The organism is Bacteroides faecis MAJ27, from assembly GCF_900106755.1.
Lineage (GTDB): Bacteria > Bacteroidota > Bacteroidia > Bacteroidales > Bacteroidaceae > Bacteroides > Bacteroides faecis.
In genome coordinates, this window is sequence record NZ_FNNN01000009.1 from 135,618 (window position 1) to 155,946 (window position 20,329).

General features: G+C 41.8%; 17 protein-coding genes and 1 tRNA gene. 7 read left to right on the plus strand and 11 right to left on the minus strand.

What is annotated here, in order from left to right; genetic code table 11:
• Positions 1 to 31 precede the first annotated feature (31 nt).
• The 4 genes from BLW31_RS10030 to BLW31_RS10045 are packed head-to-tail and all read right to left on the minus strand — an operon-like array spanning position 32 to position 4,236.
• On the minus strand, positions 32 to 1,048 hold the full coding sequence (locus BLW31_RS10030) for a zinc-binding alcohol dehydrogenase family protein (RefSeq protein ID WP_010536299.1): 1,017 nt from the start codon (positions 1,046 to 1,048) through the stop codon (positions 32 to 34).
• Between the two features lie 23 nt (positions 1,049 to 1,071).
• Entirely contained in the window at positions 1,072 to 2,328 is a 1,257-nt protein-coding gene (fucP, locus tag BLW31_RS10035) for an L-fucose:H+ symporter permease (protein WP_010536298.1), read from the minus strand.
• Between the two features lie 36 nt (positions 2,329 to 2,364).
• Positions 2,365 to 3,288 carry an amidohydrolase family protein gene (locus tag BLW31_RS10040; protein WP_010536297.1) on the minus strand — a complete coding sequence of 308 codons (924 nt, stop codon included), beginning with the start codon at positions 3,286 to 3,288 and terminating at the stop codon, positions 2,365 to 2,367.
• A 15-nt stretch (positions 3,289 to 3,303) separates the two neighbouring features.
• Positions 3,304 to 4,236 carry an aldo/keto reductase gene (locus tag BLW31_RS10045; protein ID WP_010536296.1) on the minus strand — a complete coding sequence of 311 codons (933 nt, stop codon included), beginning with the start codon at positions 4,234 to 4,236 and terminating at the stop codon, positions 3,304 to 3,306.
• 197 nt (positions 4,237 to 4,433) lie between these two features.
• Here BLW31_RS10045 and BLW31_RS10050 point away from each other — a divergent pair, with 197 nt between their 5' ends.
• Positions 4,434 to 5,477 (plus strand): LacI family DNA-binding transcriptional regulator, encoded by a 1,044-nt coding sequence (locus BLW31_RS10050; protein ID WP_010536295.1) that lies wholly within the window; start codon positions 4,434 to 4,436, stop codon positions 5,475 to 5,477.
• A 44-nt stretch (positions 5,478 to 5,521) separates the two neighbouring features.
• Here BLW31_RS10050 and bamJ read toward each other — a convergent pair whose 3' ends face one another.
• On the minus strand, positions 5,522 to 6,112 hold the full coding sequence (gene bamJ, locus BLW31_RS10055; protein WP_010536294.1) for a BamJ family beta-barrel-assembly machinery protein: 591 nt from the start codon (positions 6,110 to 6,112) through the stop codon (positions 5,522 to 5,524).
• An 11-nt stretch (positions 6,113 to 6,123) separates the two neighbouring features.
• Complete coding sequence (locus BLW31_RS10060) at positions 6,124 to 7,665, minus strand: glycine--tRNA ligase (RefSeq protein ID WP_010536293.1); 1,542 nt, start codon at positions 7,663 to 7,665, stop codon at positions 6,124 to 6,126.
• Between the two features lie 846 nt (positions 7,666 to 8,511).
• Here BLW31_RS10060 and BLW31_RS10065 point away from each other — a divergent pair.
• The 5 genes from BLW31_RS10065 (at position 8,512) to BLW31_RS10085 (ending at position 14,238) form a co-directional block, all read left to right on the plus strand.
• Positions 8,512 to 11,157: a DNA gyrase/topoisomerase IV subunit A gene (locus BLW31_RS10065; RefSeq protein ID WP_010536292.1), complete on the plus strand. Its 2,646-nt coding sequence runs from the start codon at positions 8,512 to 8,514 to the stop codon at positions 11,155 to 11,157.
• A 38-nt stretch (positions 11,158 to 11,195) separates the two neighbouring features.
• Positions 11,196 to 12,056, plus strand: a complete 861-nt coding sequence (locus tag BLW31_RS10070; RefSeq protein WP_010536291.1) for a DUF3316 domain-containing protein — start codon at positions 11,196 to 11,198, stop codon at positions 12,054 to 12,056.
• Positions 12,057 to 12,111: 55 nt separating this feature from the next.
• Positions 12,112 to 13,134 carry a S41 family peptidase gene (locus tag BLW31_RS10075; RefSeq protein WP_010536290.1) on the plus strand — a complete coding sequence of 341 codons (1,023 nt, stop codon included), beginning with the start codon at positions 12,112 to 12,114 and terminating at the stop codon, positions 13,132 to 13,134.
• A gap of 72 nt (positions 13,135 to 13,206) precedes the next feature.
• Positions 13,207 to 13,288 (plus strand) — tRNA-Leu (locus BLW31_RS10080).
• Between the two features lie 59 nt (positions 13,289 to 13,347).
• Positions 13,348 to 14,238: a carbohydrate kinase family protein gene (locus tag BLW31_RS10085; protein ID WP_029425238.1), complete on the plus strand. Its 891-nt coding sequence runs from the start codon at positions 13,348 to 13,350 to the stop codon at positions 14,236 to 14,238.
• 15 nt (positions 14,239 to 14,253) lie between these two features.
• Here BLW31_RS10085 and BLW31_RS10090 read toward each other — a convergent pair whose 3' ends face one another.
• Positions 14,254 to 15,900, minus strand: a complete 1,647-nt coding sequence (locus tag BLW31_RS10090; RefSeq protein ID WP_022302193.1) for an alpha-L-fucosidase — start codon at positions 15,898 to 15,900, stop codon at positions 14,254 to 14,256.
• A 239-nt stretch (positions 15,901 to 16,139) separates the two neighbouring features.
• On the opposite strand from BLW31_RS10090, the gene BLW31_RS10095 reads away from it, so the two are divergent.
• Entirely contained in the window at positions 16,140 to 17,000 is an 861-nt protein-coding gene (locus tag BLW31_RS10095; protein ID WP_022302192.1) for a helix-turn-helix domain-containing protein, read from the plus strand.
• 447 nt (positions 17,001 to 17,447) lie between these two features.
• On the opposite strand, the gene BLW31_RS10105 is transcribed toward BLW31_RS10095, so the two are convergent.
• The 4 genes from BLW31_RS10105 to BLW31_RS10125 all read right to left on the minus strand — a co-directional run bounded on the left by BLW31_RS10105 (position 17,448) and on the right by BLW31_RS10125 (position 20,255).
• Entirely contained in the window at positions 17,448 to 17,822 is a 375-nt protein-coding gene (locus BLW31_RS10105; protein WP_010536285.1) for a hypothetical protein, read from the minus strand.
• Between the two features lie 269 nt (positions 17,823 to 18,091).
• Positions 18,092 to 18,739, minus strand: coding sequence for an outer membrane beta-barrel protein (locus BLW31_RS10115; protein WP_010536284.1), 648 nt, complete (start codon positions 18,737 to 18,739; stop codon positions 18,092 to 18,094).
• Positions 18,740 to 18,824: 85 nt separating this feature from the next.
• Positions 18,825 to 19,688, minus strand: coding sequence for a hypothetical protein (locus BLW31_RS10120; RefSeq protein WP_010536283.1), 864 nt, complete (start codon positions 19,686 to 19,688; stop codon positions 18,825 to 18,827).
• A gap of 210 nt (positions 19,689 to 19,898) precedes the next feature.
• Entirely contained in the window at positions 19,899 to 20,255 is a 357-nt protein-coding gene (locus tag BLW31_RS10125; protein WP_029425235.1) for a DUF3244 domain-containing protein, read from the minus strand.
• Positions 20,256 to 20,329: the final 74 nt, after the last annotated feature.

The following is a 20,329-nucleotide window of genomic DNA, read 5'->3' on the forward strand; positions in this document are numbered from 1 at the left end:
AATGTTACTTTTCACATCCGGCTTATCATCTTTAGAATTCCACCAATATACGGAATACTTTTCCCGGATTAGCTACCCACTCCTGCATTGCTTCCAAAGCTCCTTCAGGTTTTGCAATCTTGGTTATCAACTCTTCCACCGGACAATTTCCCGCCTTCATATAATTGATCACCGCACGGAAATCCGCAGGTAATGCATTTCTGGAACCACGAATATCCAGTTCTTTCTGCACAAAGTATTTCGTCTGAAAAGCGACTTCGCTCTTGGCATAACCAATGCAAACAACACGCCCCGTAAAACCGACTTCATCCACAGCCATCACATAAGTAACCGGACTACCGACCGCTTCAATAACCACATCAGCACCCAATCCTTCTGTAATCTCCTGCATCCGTATATGCACATCCTCTGTTTTGGAGTTAATCACATAAGAAGCTCCGACTTTCTTCGCAAACTCCAGTTTCTCATCATCCAAATCGACAGCAATCACTGTTGCCCCCCTTAATGCAGCACGTACAATAGCACCAATACCAATCATACCGCAACCAATCACCATCACATACTCATTATCAATAACCCGGGCACGGGAAACAGCATGGAATCCTACACTCATCGGCTCTATCAAGGCACAATCCCGGGAAGAAATGTCGCCGGCAGGAATAATCTTAGTCCAAGGTAAAACGGCATATTCGCACATTACCCCATTCCGCTGTACACCCAACGTTTCATTATGTTCGCAGGCATTGACACGACCGTTACGACATGAAGCACATTTACCACAGTTGGTATATGGATTCAAAGTCACATTCATACCCTTCTCGAAACCTGCCGGAACATCTGGTCCGATTTCTTCGATCACTGCTCCCACTTCATGTCCCGGTATTACGGGTAACTTTACCATCGGATTACGTCCCAGAAATGTATTCAGGTCGGAACCGCAAAAACCGACATATTTGATTCTTACCAATACTTCACCGGTACCAGCAACCGGTTTTTCCAGTTCAACCACCTTCATTTCGAAGGGATTGACAATTTGAACTGCTTTCATCTTATATATTTGAAATAAATTTATTAATCGATTACCTTATAACCTTTCCAACCGTAATAGGCACAGAAGACGAAACAAATCATCGGTACACAGTATGCTACATAATAGATATGTTCGTGAGCGTGCATGAAATATGCCGTCAACTGAGGAAGGCAGGCATTGCCGACAATAGCCATCACCAAAAAGGCAGAGCCACTCTTTGTCTGATCTCCCAACCCTTTCAAAGCCAAAGAGAACTGAGTGGGATACATGATAGACATGAAGAAGGAAATAGCCAGCATAGCATACAACCCGATCATCCCTCCGTATATCATTACTACTCCACAAAGAAGAATATTCATCAAAGCATAGAGGAGTAACATGTCCTGCGGACGGAATTTCACCATCAAACCCGTACCGATCCAACGTCCCAGAAGGAAAGCAAGCATATACAGTCCGAAGAAAGTGGTCGCAGTATCTTCCGGAAGTCCTGCATAGGTACAGCAATAAACAAGAAACAGGCTATTGATCGCCGTTTGTCCACCATTATAGAAGAATTGCGCAATCACACCCCAACGTAAATGCGAGTGTTTCAACACTCCAAAGTCTATCAGTTTTTCCTTTTTATCAATGGGTACTTTCTCATCCTCATCTCCGATCTTCGGCAGTTTTGAGAATATAAATACGAAAGCAATGGCTAGAAGCAACAAAGCCAATATCAAATAAGGAAGTTTCATTGCATCCGTTTCCAACTGTATATAAGCCTGCCAACCACCCGGATAATCCACAGGAAGCGTCTCTCGCGTATAATGCGATCCACTCAAAATCAGTTTGCTGAGAAACATGGCGGCAATGAAAGCCCCAAGCCCATTAAAAGACTGTGCCAGATTCAATCGCCGGGAAGCCGTTTCGGGTGTTCCCAACACTGTCACATACGGATTGGCAGCCGTCTCCAGAAAACACATGCCTGTAGCTATGATAAAGAAGATACAGAGATAAGCCCAGTACTCTTTCAAGATAGCAGCAGGAAAAAAGAGCAAGCCTCCGACTGCCGCCAGCACCAGACCAAAGATAATCCCTGCCTTATAACTATAACGTTTCATAAACATAGCAATAGGGATAGGGAAAATAAAATAAGCCAGCCAATAGGCAGTTTCTGTAAAAGAAGCTTCAAATGTGTTTAGTTCGCAGGTTTTCATCAACTGTCTGATCATGGTAGGAAGCAAATTACTGCTGATCGCCCACAAAAAGAAAAGACTGAAAACAAGTGCGAGAGGAATGGTATATGTATTTTTCTTCATTTGTACAATTATTGTTTCATGGTATAGTTATTCTTCTTACTCGGACATATTTTTGATATAGGGAAGCGTAGGAAGACCGGCAAATCCATAGAACTCCCTCGCATTTTCTCCTAGAAACAAAGTTTTCTCGCCTTCTGATAATTCCGGAGACTTCACCACAAAGTCATAAGACATCTTGTAGGTAATAGCGGTAATGGTGCGCGGATAATCCGATCCCCACATCAGTTTCTCTATTCCAACCAGATCGGCAGCTTCACGAATCGCTTTCACCGCTCCCTTAAATGGATAAAACTCATCATTGAAAAGCCAGGTAATCCCACCGGATTCAATCATTACATTCGGATGGCGTGCCAGTTTAATCTGCTCCTTCCAGTCAGGCAGCGTAACCATCCCGAAATGGCCGATAGCAATCTTCAGCCGGGGGCATTCCTGAATTATCTCTTCCATTTCGGGAACCTGTGTTGCCCCGTCCGCCAAATCGATAGACAGTATTACATTCCGCTCTTCCATATAATGAAACATTGCCATCATCTCCTCGTTGTTCAACATCACCCGTCCTTCTTTTAGCAATAAGCGTTGAGCAGGAATCTTTATGGCTTTAAAACCTTCGGCCATAAGAGCTTTGGCTTGTTCTAAGAATCCCGGTTTACGAAACTCACACATACCGCAAACAAAGAAACGGTTAGGATAACGGGAAACAACTTCTGCCAAATACTCATTCTGAATCCCATCGATAAATTCCTGCGTGATGACAGCCGCAGCTACCTGCGCATAGTCCATGTTCGAAAGGAAAACCTCTGCACTATTGACCCCATCCACCATAAAAGGAGGAACCATCTGACGGATCTCTCCCATAAATAGCGAGCGTCCGTTTTCCAGTGTCCGGATGGGAAGATCATTCACCACAGTATCCTGTCGCAGCCATAAATGGGCATGTGCATCAATAATCGTATCATTCATAAGATTGGTCTGCTTTTAAGAGTTTGCCCAACTCACACGTTTCTGATCTCCGATAATGTCCTGTACTTCACGGACGAGTTCCCAGTCAACGGGCTCTTCGATAAAAGCGATGTTCTTTTTTACATTCTCCGGATTAGTGGTGCTGAACAGTGTAGTCGCAACCTTCGGATTACTCACAGAGAACTGCATGGCAAGCTTTTCTATCGGATAGTTTTTAGCTTTACAATGTTCCATCGCTTTCCGACAAACATCTACCAGTGGCTTAGGAGCCGGATGCCAAGCCGGAACGCCCCGTTCGCTTAATAGGCCCATCGACAAAGGGGAAGCATTGATCACACCGATTCCTTTCAATTCGAAATAATCGAGAAAATCAGCCAGTTTATCATCGCAAAGACAATAGTGACAAAAACTGAGAACAGATTCAATAGTTCCGCTTGGTGAATGATCTATCACCCATTTCAGATTTTCAAGTTGCAAGTCAGTGATTCCGACATGGCCTACCACCCCTTTCTCACGCAGCTCGACTAAAGCAGGTAATGTTTCATTCACGACCTGATTCAAATCTGCAAATTCAACATCATGCACATTAATCAAATCGATAAAATCAATGTTCAAACGCTCCATACTTTCGTATACACTCTCCGTTGCACGCTTTGCCGAGTAGTCCCACATATTGACTCCATCCTTGCCATAGCGTCCTACTTTCGTAGAAAGATAGTAACGGTCACGAGGAATATCCTTCAGTGCCTTGCCAAGAACAGTCTCCGCCTTATAATGCCCATAATAAGGGGATACATCTATAAAGTTCATTCCTGCTTCGATGGCCGTAAACACAGCTTGAATGCCTTCCTTTTCTTTTAGATCATGGAAAACTCCTCCCAAAGAGGAAGCTCCGAAACTGAGAGATGATACCTTCATCCCTGTCTTTCCGATTTCATGGTATTGCATACGTATAGGGTTTTAAATTATTTTGTTTGCGACAAAAGTAGGTCAGGAACACCTCTCAATGGACAAGAGAAGGGCGAAAAAGCAACGTAACGGTTTACGTAAAAAATCTTTCTTTAAATGTAGCTACTTATCGAGGAATATGCTTTCTTTGTAAACGAATCAAAGTTGGAAACCTTTAATAAACCGGAGACCTTTCAATGGAATACCAAAAACATACCTCACTCAAGGATCTCGCTCAAGCATTGGGTGTCTCGATTCCTACCGTATCCCGGGCACTGAAGGACAGCCCGGAAATCAGTCGCGAGCTTTGTGCTAAAGCCAAGCAACTGGCCAAAGATATGAATTATCGTCCTAATCCTTTCGCCATGAGCCTGCGCAAAAATGCGCCGCGCATTATCGGGGTAGTAGTTCCGGACATAGTCACCCACTTTTTTGCCTCTATCCTGAACGGAATAGAGAATATGGCAATTGCCAACGGGTACTTTGTAATTATCACAACTTCACATGAATCCTTCGAGCATGAGAAAAGGAATATAGAAAACCTGGTTAATATGCGGGTAGAAGGAATCATTGCCTGCCTGTCTCAGGAAACAACTGACTTTGCTCATTTTGTCGCATTAAAGGAGATCAACATGCCACTAATTCTGTTCGACCGTGTTTGCCTGACTGATCAATTCTCGTCGGTAATAGCAGACGGAGTTCAATCTGCACAGATGGCTACCCAACATCTGTTGGACAACGGAAGCAGACGGATCGCTTTTATCGGAGGTGCCAATCATCTGGATATTGTAAAGAGAAGGAAGCACGGTTATCTGGAAGCCTTACGTGACAATCGGATTCCTATTGAAAAGGAATTAGTCGTTTGCCGAAAAATTGATTATGAGGAAGGTAAGATTGCTACGGAAACATTATTATCTCTCCCCCAGCCTCCCGATGCTATTCTCGCGATGAACGATACATTGGCTTTTGCCGCCATGGAGGTGATCAAAAGTCACGGGCTTAGCATTCCCGGAGATATTGCTATCATCGGATATACTGACGAACAGCATGCCAACTATGTAGAGCCCAAATTATCTGCTGTATCACATCAGACTTATAAAATGGGAGAAACTGCCTGTCAACTGTTGATTGAGCAGATTAAGGGAGACAGAACAATTAAACAAGTGATCATCCCGACACATTTACAGATAAGGGAGAGCAGCATTAAAGAAAATAATATAAAAAGCGCTGTATCTACGTAATTATAGATACAGCACCTTCCATATATAAAGAGAGTTTTATCTTATTATTTCAACTCTGCTTCAGTAGTAGCGAAATCAAGCAATGTGATATCAAAAACAAGAGCCGAATATCCCAAAATGCCAGTAGTACCACTGCTTCCATAAGCATACTCCCAAGGGATATAAACCTTCCAGCGGTCACCAACTTCCATTCTCTGAAGCACTTCACCCCAGCCGGTAATTACCCCGCTGACTTGGAAAATAGTTGTAGGAGAATCTCCTTCACTTGGATTTTCCTCATTTACAACCGGATTATCTCCTTTGAAGTTACCATCAAAATATTCTCCTAAAATATTCGTTCCTTTATAATATACCTTCACATAGTCAGTATATTTAGGACTTCCCGCCTTTACTACATGATCAGTCATTGACGGCATTACTTTATAATAGATGTAATTACCGGGAGCAGTCAACATCTCTATGCGTTCCAAGCCTCCTCTACCAGAAGCCGTAGCATAGACATTCGCCAAAGAGTCAATATATGCCTCGTTCCGCGCACGCCAATTGTCATATTTACCCACTTCTTCCGTTTCACTACAAGAAACAAATGCCAAAGTCAGTAATACTAAGGAGAATAAATAGATTTTTTTACTCATTCGTTAAAGGTTTATTGTAAAGTTTTCAATAATGAAGTGATGCTCACTCTGTCTGCGATAATATTATTCAGTTCAGAGATAGCTACACGTTCTTGCTGCATCGTATCACGATTACGCAATGTTACACAGTTATCTTCCAGTGTCTGATGGTCTACAGTCACGCAGAACGGAGTACCGATGGCATCCTGACGACGATAACGCTTACCAATACTGTCTTTTTCATCATACTGACAGTGGAAATGGAATTTCAGAGCATCGATGATCTCACGAGCCTTTTCAGGCAGACCGTCTTTCTTCACCAAAGGCATTACAGCCAATTTCACCGGAGCCAGAGCAGCCGGCAATTTCAATACAACGCGGCTCTCACCATTTTCCAATTGTTCTTCGCAATAAGCTGCACTCATGATACTGAGGAACATGCGGTCCACGCCAATTGAAGTCTCGATCACATACGGAGTATAAGACTCGTTCAGTTCCGGATCGAAATATTTGATGCTCTTTCCTGAGAACTTCTCATGTTGAGACAAGTCAAAGTTCGTACGTGAGTGGATACCTTCCACTTCCTTGAAGCCGAATGGCATCAGGAATTCAATATCTGTAGCAGCATTTGCATAGTGAGCCAATTTATCATGATCGTGGTAACGATAGCTGGCATCTCCAAAGCCTAATGCCTTGTGCCATTTCAGACGGATTTCTTTCCATTTCTTGAACCAATCCAATTCAGTACCCGGTTTTACGAAGAACTGCATTTCCATCTGTTCAAACTCACGCATACGGAAGATGAACTGACGGGCAACGATTTCGTTACGGAAAGCCTTACCGATCTGAGCAATACCAAAAGGAACCTTCATACGACCGGTCTTCTGCACATTCAGGTAGTTTACGAAAATACCTTGCGCTGTTTCCGGACGAAGATAGATTTTCATAGCACCGTCAGAAGTAGATCCCATCTCAGTAGAGAACATCAGGTTGAACTGACGAACTTCCGTCCAATTCTTCGTTCCGGAGATAGGACATACAATTTCTTCATCAACGATGATCTGGCGAAGCTCATCCAGATTATTGTCGTTCAGCGCTTTTGCAAAACGAGTATGAAGCGCATCGCGTTTTGTCTGATGTTCCAGCACACGTCCGTTGGTAGAACGGAATTGAGCCTCATCAAAGGTTTCACCGAATCTCTTGGCCGCTTTTGCTACTTCCTTATTGATTTTATCGTCATATTTAGCCAACTGATCTTCAATCAGTACGTCAGCACGATAACGTTTTTTAGAATCTTTATTGTCAATCAAGGGGTCATTGAATGCGTCTACGTGTCCGGAAGCCTTCCAGATAGTAGGATGCATAAAGATGGCAGAGTCGATACCGACAATGTTTTCGTGCAACAGTACCATACTGTCCCACCAATATTTTTTAATGTTGTTTTTCAATTCAACGCCCATCTGACCGTAGTCATATACAGCGCCTAGTCCGTCGTAGATATCGCTTGAAGGAAATACAAAACCGTACTCTTTGCAGTGCGATACAAGTTTCTTAAAAACGTCTTCTTGTGCCATTTTCTTATATGTATCTATTAATTTGAATTTGCTTTTTTCCAAAAAAGTGCCACAAAGATAGGCATTTATCTCATAAATAAGACAGGGAGGGTATTAATTTATCTTATTCTTCTGTTTGTTCATCCTACTAAAAGTGTGAAATTCATGTACTATACCGATCTACTTTCCATCATGACATGTGTTTTTAGTCTTTTTGACGCAGACTTTCTTTGTATGATAATGCGAATAAGCATTCGTGTTATTATTGTTTACCATAGCAACTATTTTATAAGAGAGATACTATACATCCTCCATCGAGATATATTGAAAATAGTTTATCTTTTACACAATGACTATTTGAACGTTTCTAATAAATTCTTTCATCGTTTATTAGAAACGTCTCTCTAGTTTATTATAAACGCGAATAGTTCCTTTTGCAGAAAAAGTCTCAAATTTATGCAACAAAAAAGGCTGTAAATCCACTAAAGATTCACAGCCCATTGTTTACACATGAGTTCCCAGCAGGTTATCACTGGCTGATTTTTCCTGTTATATTGTTAGCATATTACACCTATTTTGAGGTAAACACATGCAGATAAATGTTGCAATAAACAATTCTTTTTTCATTAATTTCGGTTTTTAGTCAGGCTTTATAGCCGACTACAAATATACAACATAAAAAGAACGTTGTCAAGTCCCTGGGTAGTTTACTCACGAAAACAAAGGATGATTGGAGTTGTCAGTATCATAAAAAACGTGAGTTCTTTTCGTCCTCATATGAATTAATTTCGTATTTTTGCGTGCACATCCCCTTTTTTTTGATGTAAAGAAGATAATTTGTTGTAAAAGCAAAGCGAAGATTGATATATGAGTGACGAAATCAACGAGATAACGGAAGAACATTCAGACTACAAACCGGCGGACGCGCGGGACGAAAACGTAAAGCATCAGTTAACAGGCATGTACCAGAATTGGTTTCTGGACTATGCTTCTTATGTGATTCTGGAACGTGCCGTTCCCCACATCAACGATGGTTTGAAGCCTGTGCAACGACGTATTCTACATTCCATGAAACGGCTGGACGACGGACGGTATAACAAAGTGGCAAATATTGTGGGACACACCATGCAGTTCCATCCGCACGGTGATGCTTCTATCGGCGATGCACTGGTACAGTTGGGGCAGAAAGACCTGCTGATTGACTGTCAGGGTAACTGGGGTAATATTCTCACCGGAGACGGTGCGGCAGCTCCCCGTTATATTGAGGCACGCCTTTCCAAGTTCGCATTGGACATCGTATTCAATCCTAAAACCACCGAATGGAAACTGTCATACGACGGCAGAAACAAAGAACCGGTGACTCTCCCTGTCAAATTCCCTCTATTGCTGGCACAGGGAGTGGAAGGTATTGCTGTCGGACTTTCATCCAAGATATTACCTCACAATTTCAACGAACTTTGCGATGCCTCTATCAGCTATCTGCGTGGAGAGTCGTTCCAGCTATATCCCGACTTCCAGACAGGCGGTTCCATCGACGTTGCCAAATACAACGACGGAGAACGTGGCGGAGCGGTAAAAATACGTGCTAAAATCAACAAGCTGGACAACAAGACACTGGCTATCACGGAGATTCCATATGGCAAGACTACCTCTACCGTCATCGACTCTATCCTAAAGGCAGTTGACAAAGGAAAAATCAAGATACGTAAAGTAGACGACAACACAGCTGCCAACGTAGAGATACTGGTACATCTGGCACCCGGAACATCATCGGACAAAACAATTGACGCATTATATGCCTTTACCGACTGCGAAGTAAGTATCTCCCCCAACTGCTGTGTGATTGATGACAGCAAACCCCACTTCCTCACTGTCAGCAAAGTGCTGAAAAAGTCGGCAGACAACACACTGGGACTGCTGAAACAGGAACTGGAAATCAAGAAAGGGGAAATACTGGAATCACTCCATTTCGCTTCCCTCGAAAAGATATTTATCGAAGAACGCATCTATAAAGACAAAGAGTTCGAGCAATCCAAAGACATGGACGCTGCCTGCGCACATATCGACGACCGCCTGACTCCTTTCTATCCGAGCTTTATCCGTGAAGTAACCAAAGAGGATATTCTCAAACTGATGGAAATCAAGATGGGACGCATCCTGAAGTTCAACACCGACAAAGCCGATGAACTGATCGCCCGTATGAAAGAAGAGATTGCCGAAATCGACGATCACCTCGCTCACATCGTGGACTATACCGTAAACTGGTACCAGATGCTAAAAAACAAATACGGAAAGAACTTCCCGCGCCGCACCGAACTGCGCAACTTCGACACCATCGAAGCCGCCAAAGTGGTAGAAGCCAACGAGAAACTCTACATCAACCGCGAAGAAGGATTTATCGGAACAGCCTTGAAGAAAGACGAATTCGTCGCCAACTGTTCAGATATCGATGATGTAATCGTCTTCTTCCGGGATGGTAAATATATCGTCACCCCGGTAGCCGACAAAAAATTTGTAGGCAAAAACATACTTTATGTCAATGTCTTCAAGAAGAATGACAAGCGAACCATCTACAACATCACTTATCGGGACGGCAAAGAAGGAACGACCTATATCAAACGCTTTGCTGTAACAGGTGTTGTCCGTGACCGTGAATACGATGTCACACAGGGAACGCCAGACTCACGTATCACTTATTTCAGCGCCAACCCGAACGGAGAAGCCGAAATCATCAAAGTGACATTAAAGCCGAACCCACGCGTAAGACGCATTATCTTCGAACGTGATTTCAGCGAAATCAGCATCAAAGGACGTCAGGCACAAGGAGTGATCCTCACCCGTCTGCCGGTTCATAAGATTGCCTTGAAGCAAAAAGGCGGTTCCACCCTCGGAGGGCGAAAGGTATGGTTCGACCGTGATATCCTGCGCCTCAACTACGATGGACGGGGAGAATATCTGGGAGAATTCCAAAGCGACGACACCATTCTGGTGGTGCTCAACAATGGCGAGTTCTACACCACTAACTTTGACCTGAGCAACCATTACGAGGACAATGTCAGCATTGTCGAGAAGTTTGACCCGAACAAGATATGGACTGCCGCGCTTTATGACGCCGACCAGCAGAACTATCCATATCTGAAACGTTTCTGTTTTGAGGGTTCCAACCGCAAGCAGAACTATCTGGGAGAAAATAAGAATACCCGTCTGATCCTCCTGACTGACGAGTACTATCCTCGTCTGGAAGTTATATTTGGCGGTCACGACAGCTTCCGTGAAGCGATGGTGATTGATGCGGAAGAATTTATCGCAGTGAAAGGTTTCAAAGCCAAAGGGAAGCGAATCACTACCTACACGGTGGATACCATCAACGAGCTTGAACCTACCCGTTTCCCGGAACCGGTAAAGGAACAGCCCGAAGAAGCGGCAGAAGAACCGGAAAATCTGGACCCGGACAGCGATAAAAGCGAAGGGGACATCATTGATGAAATTACGGGACAGATGAAGCTGTTTTAGCTAACGTATACATGCGGTAAAAAATACCCAATGTGCCAATGAAGAAAAACTTATTATACCTAGGGCTGACAGGATACCTCCTGTTCGCCCTTTGCACAAGATTACAGGCGCAGACCGACAGTCTGCAAGCTCATCGCTATGTAACACGTGCCACCATGTACGGGGTCGGATTTACCAACGTGTTCGACACCTATCTTTCGCCTCAGGAATATAAAGGAATAGATTTCCGCATTTCCCGCGAGACGATTCGGATGACAAAATTGTTCGACGGAAATGTTTCTGTGCAGAACTTCTTTCAGGCAGACGTCGGCTATACACATAACCGCGCAGACAACAACAATACCTTTTCCGGACTCGTCAACTGGAATTACGGCCTTCATTATCAGTTTCGTCTGACCGAAAACTTCAAGTTACTGGCAGGAGGACTGTTTGACGCCAACGGAGGCTTCGTTTACAACCTTCGCAATAGTAACAATCCGGCTTCTGCACGGGCATATGTCAATCTGGACGCTTCGGGAATGGCCATCTGGCACCTGAAAATCAAACGCTATCCGATGGTGCTCCGCTATCAGGTCAACCTGCCGGTGATCGGGCTCATGTTCTCACCGCACTACGGGCAATCTTATTACGAAATTTTCTCACTGGGTAACTCCGGCGGAGTCATCCAGTTTACCTCTCTCCACAATCAGCCCTCCCTTCGTCAGATGCTTTCTGTCGATCTGCCAATAGGATATACCAAGATGCGTTTCAGTTATCTGGCAGATTTGCAGCAATCCAACGTAAACGGGATTAAGACACATACTTACTCTCATGTATTTATGGTAGGGTTTGTGAAAGACCTGTATCGGCTTTCCAACAAAAAAGGTACAGGGCTGCCTTCATCGGTAAGGGCATACTAGAATAAGTGGAAAGTTGAAAATTAAAAGACTATAGACAAGAACTGAAAGATTAAGAATGAGAAATAGAATTATACAAATACTTTTGCTGCTCTGTTGCCTCCCCATACAGACGGGATGTATCGGAGAAGATGATTTCGCAGATGATCCTGTAGGAAACTTCGAGCAACTGTGGAAGATCATTGACGAACGGTATTGCTTTCTGGACTCGAAAGGCATTGACTGGGACGCTGTTCATGAGAAATACAGCAAACTGATTGTGCCGGGCATGTCCAATGACGACCTTTTCGATAAACTTAGCGAGATGCTCTATATCCTGAAAGACGGCCATGTCAATCTTTCATCCGCCAAGCGTGTCTCTTATTACGATGCATGGTATCAGGGATATCCGTGGAACTACCGGGAAGATATTCTGTACCAATACTATCTGGGTAGTGCCAGCAAAGACTACTACACATCGGCAGGTATGAAATACAAAATATTCGATAACAATATCGGATATATCCGCTACGAAAGTTTCAGCTCCGGAGTTGGTGATGGCAATCTGGATGAAATCCTTGTCTATCTGGCCACCTGCAACGGACTGATTATCGATGTACGTGACAACGGAGGAGGTAACCTGACCAATTCTTCCCGCATCGCCGCCCGATTCACCAACAATAAAATCCTGACCGGATATATACAGCATAAGACGGGAACAGGACATAGCGACTTCTCCAAACCGGAACCAATCTATTTGGAACCTTCCAACAGCATCCGGTGGCAAAAGAAAGTCGTCATACTGACCAACCGCCGTTGCTACAGTGCAACCAACGACTTTGTTAATCTGATGCGTAGCATAGACAACGGCAATATCATCCAAGTCGGTGACCAGACAGGAGGCGGTTCGGGACTTCCTTTCACATCGGAATTGCCAAACGGGTGGAGCATCCGCTTCTCCGCCAGCCCCCATTTCGACAAAAATATGCAACCACTGGAAGAAGGTATTTTACCTGATATAGACATTGATATGACTGAAGAAGACCAGTCCAAGCATAAAGATACGCTGATTGAAAAAGCTTTCGAAATCTTAAGCGAATAACTTTATTGCCTAATTATTTGTCAAATCAGAAAATCTTCCTATCTTTGCACCGCTAAACAAAAAGCGACGCATGCGGATGTGGCGTAATTGGTAGCCGCGCCAGACTTAGGATCTGGTGCCGTGAGGCGTGTAGGTTCGAGTCCTATCATCCGCACAAAATAAACTAGAAAGCCTTCAAGATTATTCTTGAGGGCTTTTTCATTGATTACACATATGAAAAAACATCAACTTTGCTGCATCGGTCATATTACTTTAGACAAAGTAGTCACTCCTCTAAATACAGTCTACATGCCTGGAGGTACTGCTTTTTATTGTTCACATGCCATTCGTCATTTCAATGACATTGACTATGCATTGATTACAGCCGTCGGTGCTACAGAAATAAAGGTAGTAGAAGAACTGCGTGAAACTGGGATCAATGTTACTGCATTACCCAGCAAACACTCCGTATACTTTGAGAATATCTATGGAGAAAATCCCGATGACCGCACACAACGTGTATTGACTAAAGCCGATCCTTTCACCGCTTCTCAACTCCGGGAAATAGAGGCGGAGATTTATCACCTCGGGTCCCTGTTAGCTGATGATTTTTCTTTAGAAGTGATTAAGGAGTTATCTCAAAAAGGGCTGATAGCTGTCGACTCACAAGGATACCTGCGTGAAGTCCGCGATACCCATGTATATCCGGTAGACTGGACTGACAAACGGGAGGCCCTGCAATATATCCATTTCCTGAAAGTGAATGAGCATGAAATGGAAGTGCTTACCGGACTTTCCGATCCTCACGAGGCAGCACGAAAACTGCATGAATGGGGAGTCAAAGAAGTATTAGTCACATTAGGCAGTATGGGGTCTCTCATATTCGATGGAAAAGATTTCTACCGAATTCCTGCTTATAAGCCTCAGCAAGTAGTGGACGCCACTGGCTGTGGAGACACCTACACAATCGGATATTTATATCGACGGGTATCGGGTGCAAGTATCGAAGAAGCAGGCCGATTTGCTGCTGCCATGTCTACATTAAAGATTGAAAAATCCGGTCCTTTCTGTGGGAATAAGGAAGATGTATTGCAATGTATGAAGACTGCAGAACAAATGTTCTGAGTTCAAAGCAGATATCTACTTTCTTATTTTAAACACCGGAGCAATCTCATTCACTCGTTTATCAGGCATATTAATAATAAGTCCCTGATCAGTACGAGTGAATGTAACCTTTCCGTAACCTAGCAAGTCGATTCTGCTAATCTTCCCGGGATACTGTTCACTTCCTGCCGCCAACGATTTAATAATGACCTGTTTCTCTTCCGGCCATGCCAGCACTATCGCATATAAATTCTTGTCAGTTTGTGTAAACCGAATTTCTTTTGAAGTTGCTCTATTATAAGTTCCTTCATTGAAGCCCTGCGCATTGATAGGAACGGAAGATTCTGCTATCGGACCTTCTCCAAAGACTTTCCACGGACGGGTATCAATAATACCTTCTTTATTAACAGCCATCCAGTCGCCCAAATCATTTAGAATCACTTCTTCTTTTTCATCAAATGTCCCATCTGCCCGAAGAGGAACGCTGAGCAACAGATTACCATTCTTACTGACAATATCGACTAAGAGTTTTACAACTGACGCTGCCGATTTATAACCATTGTGTTCATAAATAGAAGTGTTATAATGCCAACCGCCAATACATGAGCACGACTGCCAGGGTTCTTCGATAATCCTATCCGGAGCACCACGTTCCACATCCCAGACTAAAGCTTTACGTTGTTGTTCATCCAGTATCTTAGCGAGCATCACAGCTTCCAGCTTACCTTTATGATCCGCCATATTATGATTATAGAAATGCGCGGCAATCTTCAATCCCGCATCACTGATAGGATAAAAAGGAAGTACAGTCACATCAAAATAAATCAAATCCGGATGATACCGGTTGATAGCATCCAAGGTACGGTCATAGAAATTCGTACAATATTCCTGAGTAGGCAGACAAACACCCTTTCCCCATGCCCATTGCTTATGGATCATACCATTGCTCCAGCTGCCTTCACTCAGCGGATGATTCTGTGCATATAAATCCTGGGGGTCATACCCTTCCCACCATTTTCCTTTACCATCCTCCTTAGTCAGCTTTCCATCATAAGGAATACCGGCTTTCGGACCTTCCCTGTCATAACGCTGTGAAGGTTCATACCAGGTCCAGGCGTGATCGGCATGGAAGCTAATTCCAAAAGGAAGCTCATATTTACGTGCTGCTTTCTCCCATTCCGCCAGAATATCTCTTTTTGGGCCCATATTCACCGAATTCCACGGCTGGTATTGGCTATCCCAAAGATCCATATTATCATGATGATTGCCCAATGCAAAAAAATACTGTGCCCCTATCTTCTTATATAGTGCAACCAATTTATCCGGGTCCCATCTTTCGGCCTTAAACAGAGGGATAATATCTTTAAACCCCACCTCTGACGGATGCCCATAATGCTTCACATGATGATTATAAGCCCTTGAACCTTCAAAATACAGTTCACGCGCCATCCAGTCACCGGAGCCCTCTACACACTGTGGTCCCCAATGCGCCCAAATACCAAACTTGGCATTTCTAAACCATTCCGGTACTTTATAATTTCGCAGAGATTCCCAGGTAGGCTTAAACTTTCCTTCCATCATTTTTTCATTCTTTTCTGAGACAGGTACAGAATAATCCTGAGCCATTGCCATCTCTGCCGATAATAACAGAGCAGAAGCCAATAATAATAGTCTTGTTTTCATGGTATAGTTATTTATGTATTCCTCCACATTTGTGTGAATGCAAAGATAAAGAGCAATTCGGCATTTCTACTATCTAAAGACGTCATCACATAGGACATTATCGATTTTTATATCTAAAAACAGTTCTTCCGACACGAAAACGAGTGATTCAAGATGAAATAATAGCTTTTCCATTGGATAATAAATATAGTTATCGTTATTTTGCAAGCAGCTTTGTTTTCTATTCAATCATTTGAACCATGACACAATCAATTGACCAGCTACATTTGCTTATATTAAACGTAGGACTAGCCATCCACAACGCAGACTGGAATTGGAGAAACGTGAACAGTCCATTCACCAGACTTTATTATGTAACCGAAGGGGCTGCCCGTATCCTATTGCCGACAGGGATACAGGAATTAAAGCCGGATCATCTCTATCTGGTTCCATCATTTACAACTCACAGTTATTTGTGTGATACCCATTTTGTCCATTATTACCTTCATATATACGAAGACCACCAATCAGAATCAAGCATCCTGGAGGACTTTAGTTTCCCGACAGAGATACCGGCAGGAGATTTAGAACTGCCTCTTATTAAAAGATTGTGCGGAATAAATCCTACCATGCAGCTACCACAATCCGATCCTACAAGCTACGATAACAACCCCACATTAATCAAGAACATCATAAAGAACAAACAACGCACCTTTTGTGACAAAGTAGAATCACGGGGAATAGTTTATCAGCTCATGGCACGTTTCTTAAAAGACGCCCAGCCTAAGACAGAAATAAACGATGACCGGATTCAAAAAGTACTTTCTTATATCCGAAAGAATATTTATAAAACAATAGATATAGATTCATTGGCAGCAATCTCCTGTCTGTCCAAAGATCATTTCATCCGACTTTTCAAAAAAGAAATAAACAACACACCATTGCAATACATCAACCAAAAGAAAATAGAAAAAGCACAGCTTATATTGATAACAGACAGTATGCCGGTAAAGAACATATCTTATCTGCTGGCTTATGAAGACCACTCTTATTTCAACCGCTTATTTAAAAAGCTGACAGGAGTTACTCCACAGCAATACAGAGATAGGTACAAGAAATAATAATACAGTAAATTACACTCCCATATCCAGCCATTGTTTTTCAATATTTGTCCGCAAATAATACCTGATTATGAAGTTATAACAGCAGAGAACATTTCTAGCTGATTATTAAGGCATTAGCAATATCTATTTTTTGGTTTAAAACCAATGCCCCGTTCCTTTAAAACCAACGGCATGTTCCTCGGTGAGGAACGACCTGTTTCTTTTAAAGGAACGGGGCACTACGATTTTCCCTACAGATATTTGTTCTTGTTTTTAACTATCCTTTAGTCCTTATCTCTCTTATACTTTTCTCGTTTTTTCCTGTTCTGAATAAGTTGCCCTACAAAAACACCACTCATTGTGAAAATCATTGCAATGGAAGCCGAGTGCCAACGACTACTCTCCGTACATAAAAGGATAGTAAACGCCCCAAAAATTACAACAAAGAATAATGCTAATTTAATATTATCTTTCATAATTCCTTGAGCACTTTAATTTAACAATCAGGAAATAAGCGCTTTGCAGAAAGATACCAATAAAAATCACTTTTATGCCATCAATATCAAAAGTATGCTCACGCAGAACTTCTACTATTTTTAAAGAACCCAATAGTGCAATCATAAACGTGAAAGAGTATCGCAAAGCCCCATTTCTGATTCTTTGATATTCAATCTTCGTACTTTTGCAGGCCCAAGGGAAAAGACACACCAAACTACAACTTATAAACACAGATACTATGGTATCATATAAGAAAGGGATCATAAGCACCTCATATATTCCCCAAACGGCAAGTAGTATAAGGATAATGATATCAGCTACATTCTCTTTTACATATTGCATAACATTAGTGTATTTTACGACGTTCTCTATAAAAGTCATATACCAATAATAAGGCTGTAAGAGCCAACATTATAAGCATAAAAGTATTAGGATATTTCTCATTTATTCTCATTTTATAGATGAATAAATAAGCAACAGGCAATATCCATATCCTTTTAAGAAGCATTACCAAAATTCTTCTCATATTACTAACCCTCCTCAATGCCACTAAGACATTTAACATTTCTGATTATCAAGACCTTTGATGTTTTTTTTCGTGGATATTTATATTAAAAGCAAAAAATTAACCCCAATTGGAAATCAAGACGCCGTACATAGATTCTATCAAGTTTATCAGGTCGCAACGTTTCTTCCACATCATCAAGTGTCATTTTTATCTTTTTAAAATCGCCAGTTAAAATCGAGAATCCTCCGTTTACTGCAAGATGGCCTGTCAACTTATATTCAATTCCAAAATCCATATTCCCGGCAAATGCACCGGAGCTACATTTAAAATCAGCATTACTACGCCCTTCGTTTCGATAATGCAGATAACCAACTCCTAACACATAACTAAAAAAAGTTCTTTCGTTTATTGGTATTTTAAATCCGAGTTGTGGTCCTAAGTACCAAAGATCCACATTGTCAGCAACATTCGTGCCATCATCAAGACCATAATTGGCAGAAGTACCGGAGAGGTTAAATTTTAATCCGGCAACCCAAAACTTATCAATTCGATAGAGCGCTTTCACATTACACATCAAACCTCCATCATACCCTCCACGATAACCAATACCAAAAGGTGACAAGTTTGATTTTCCAAACAATACACCTTTTCCACCCTCTACTGAGATAAAAAGCTTATCTTTAGAGAAACTTTGTGCAAATCCCACCATAGCAGAAAGCACAAATAAGAAAGATAAAATAAGTTTTCTCATCTTACTATTTTTTATGTCCATAGTCACATGAATAATGACATTAGATATCACCAATTCATGTGACTATTGCTGTTTACACTTATTATTACGGCTTTAAAGAGACAACCTCTTCCGGCTCTATCCACAAGATCGCACTACTCTCCGCGACTACCACAGAAGAAACCAGGGCCTTACGTTCAGTAAGTGGTAATTGAGCATCAGATATAATCTGTACACAACCTTGTGTATATTCTTTCAAATCATCTTCATTAGTTATCAGACTTGCTGTTGAAACATAGCTATGAATCACATCCAACTGCTGAGCATACTCAGGCGCTTTCGCTTTATAGTATGATATTAATTGTTCATCACTTTGCATAAGCTCAGATGTGAGTGGCATCGTTTTTACATTATTCATTATTGCATCTTCATCACTTGCAGACAAAGAATAACCATATTTTTCCGCTTTGGGCACAATAAGATTTGTCCATTCTTCAGCTGTCAAATTCTGATCAAAGATACCTTCATTCTCTTCTGCTATTTCAAGAAGAATTGCATTATGCGAAAATCCAATGCTATCCTCCTGTTCCATTAAACAAGGAATATCTCTTACAAAAGCCACTTCGTTAGGAAGTTCCGGTCTAGGAACAACATAAGCACAAGATGCACCTAACGCAGAAAAAATAGCACCACCAATTAGTGCACCTCCACCTCCAAGAGAAGAGCCTAATAATGCACCCGTAGCATCACAAGCCAACACAGTTCTGAACCACTTCCAAAATCCTCTTGTACTTGTGGACGTAGCATGAGTCGCAGCAAAATCTTGGCTATAAAGATTTAAAGCCTCGTTCAATTTCACATAATTTACTTCAACTTCTGTTTTCTCTTTTACATCTGTTTTAACGTCGTCAGAACACGAAACGCAATAGAAGCTACATAGTAATAGCATAAATAACAATTTAGTTTTCATAAAATCTTAGATTTAGAACATTATTGATTATAACTCTCCAGTTTTAGAATACAACACTCACGAAACTTGGAAAAAGATGAATGTTAATAATAGAACGTTGGCCTCCATTCTTTTTTATTGTTAGTTCCACAAGGAATATAGTTTTTTGTAAAAACACCGTAAAAGTCACTTTAGGATTATTGTAACAAACGTATATTCACAATTTATTTCTTATTGCACAGTAAATATACCTTCCAACAAACAATCATCCAAAGTAATATAGATAGTATACTCTCCTTTATCGCAAGATGACATATCAATCATGACAAAGTTAGTGTTGTGATAAGTTTTGGAATGCACAATTTCACCAGTAGCTTTATTCGTCACAGTAATGGTAGCATAATCTTTCGTTCTATCGAAATTTACATTAAGAATATTAGAAAGAATAGCACAGTTCTCAGAAGGAGGGAAAATGGGTATTTCCATTGGATTGGGGCGTGCTTTTCTTTGCAAACAAATATCATGCGCAGATGCCCACTTCCCTATTACAAGCAAACTACAAAGTAGTAATAATAGTTTTATTCTCATAACACTTGCTTTTATTGGTTATGGTACAAATGTAAGGGATAAGACTTAAATAAATTCAGCTATCTGGTCACAAT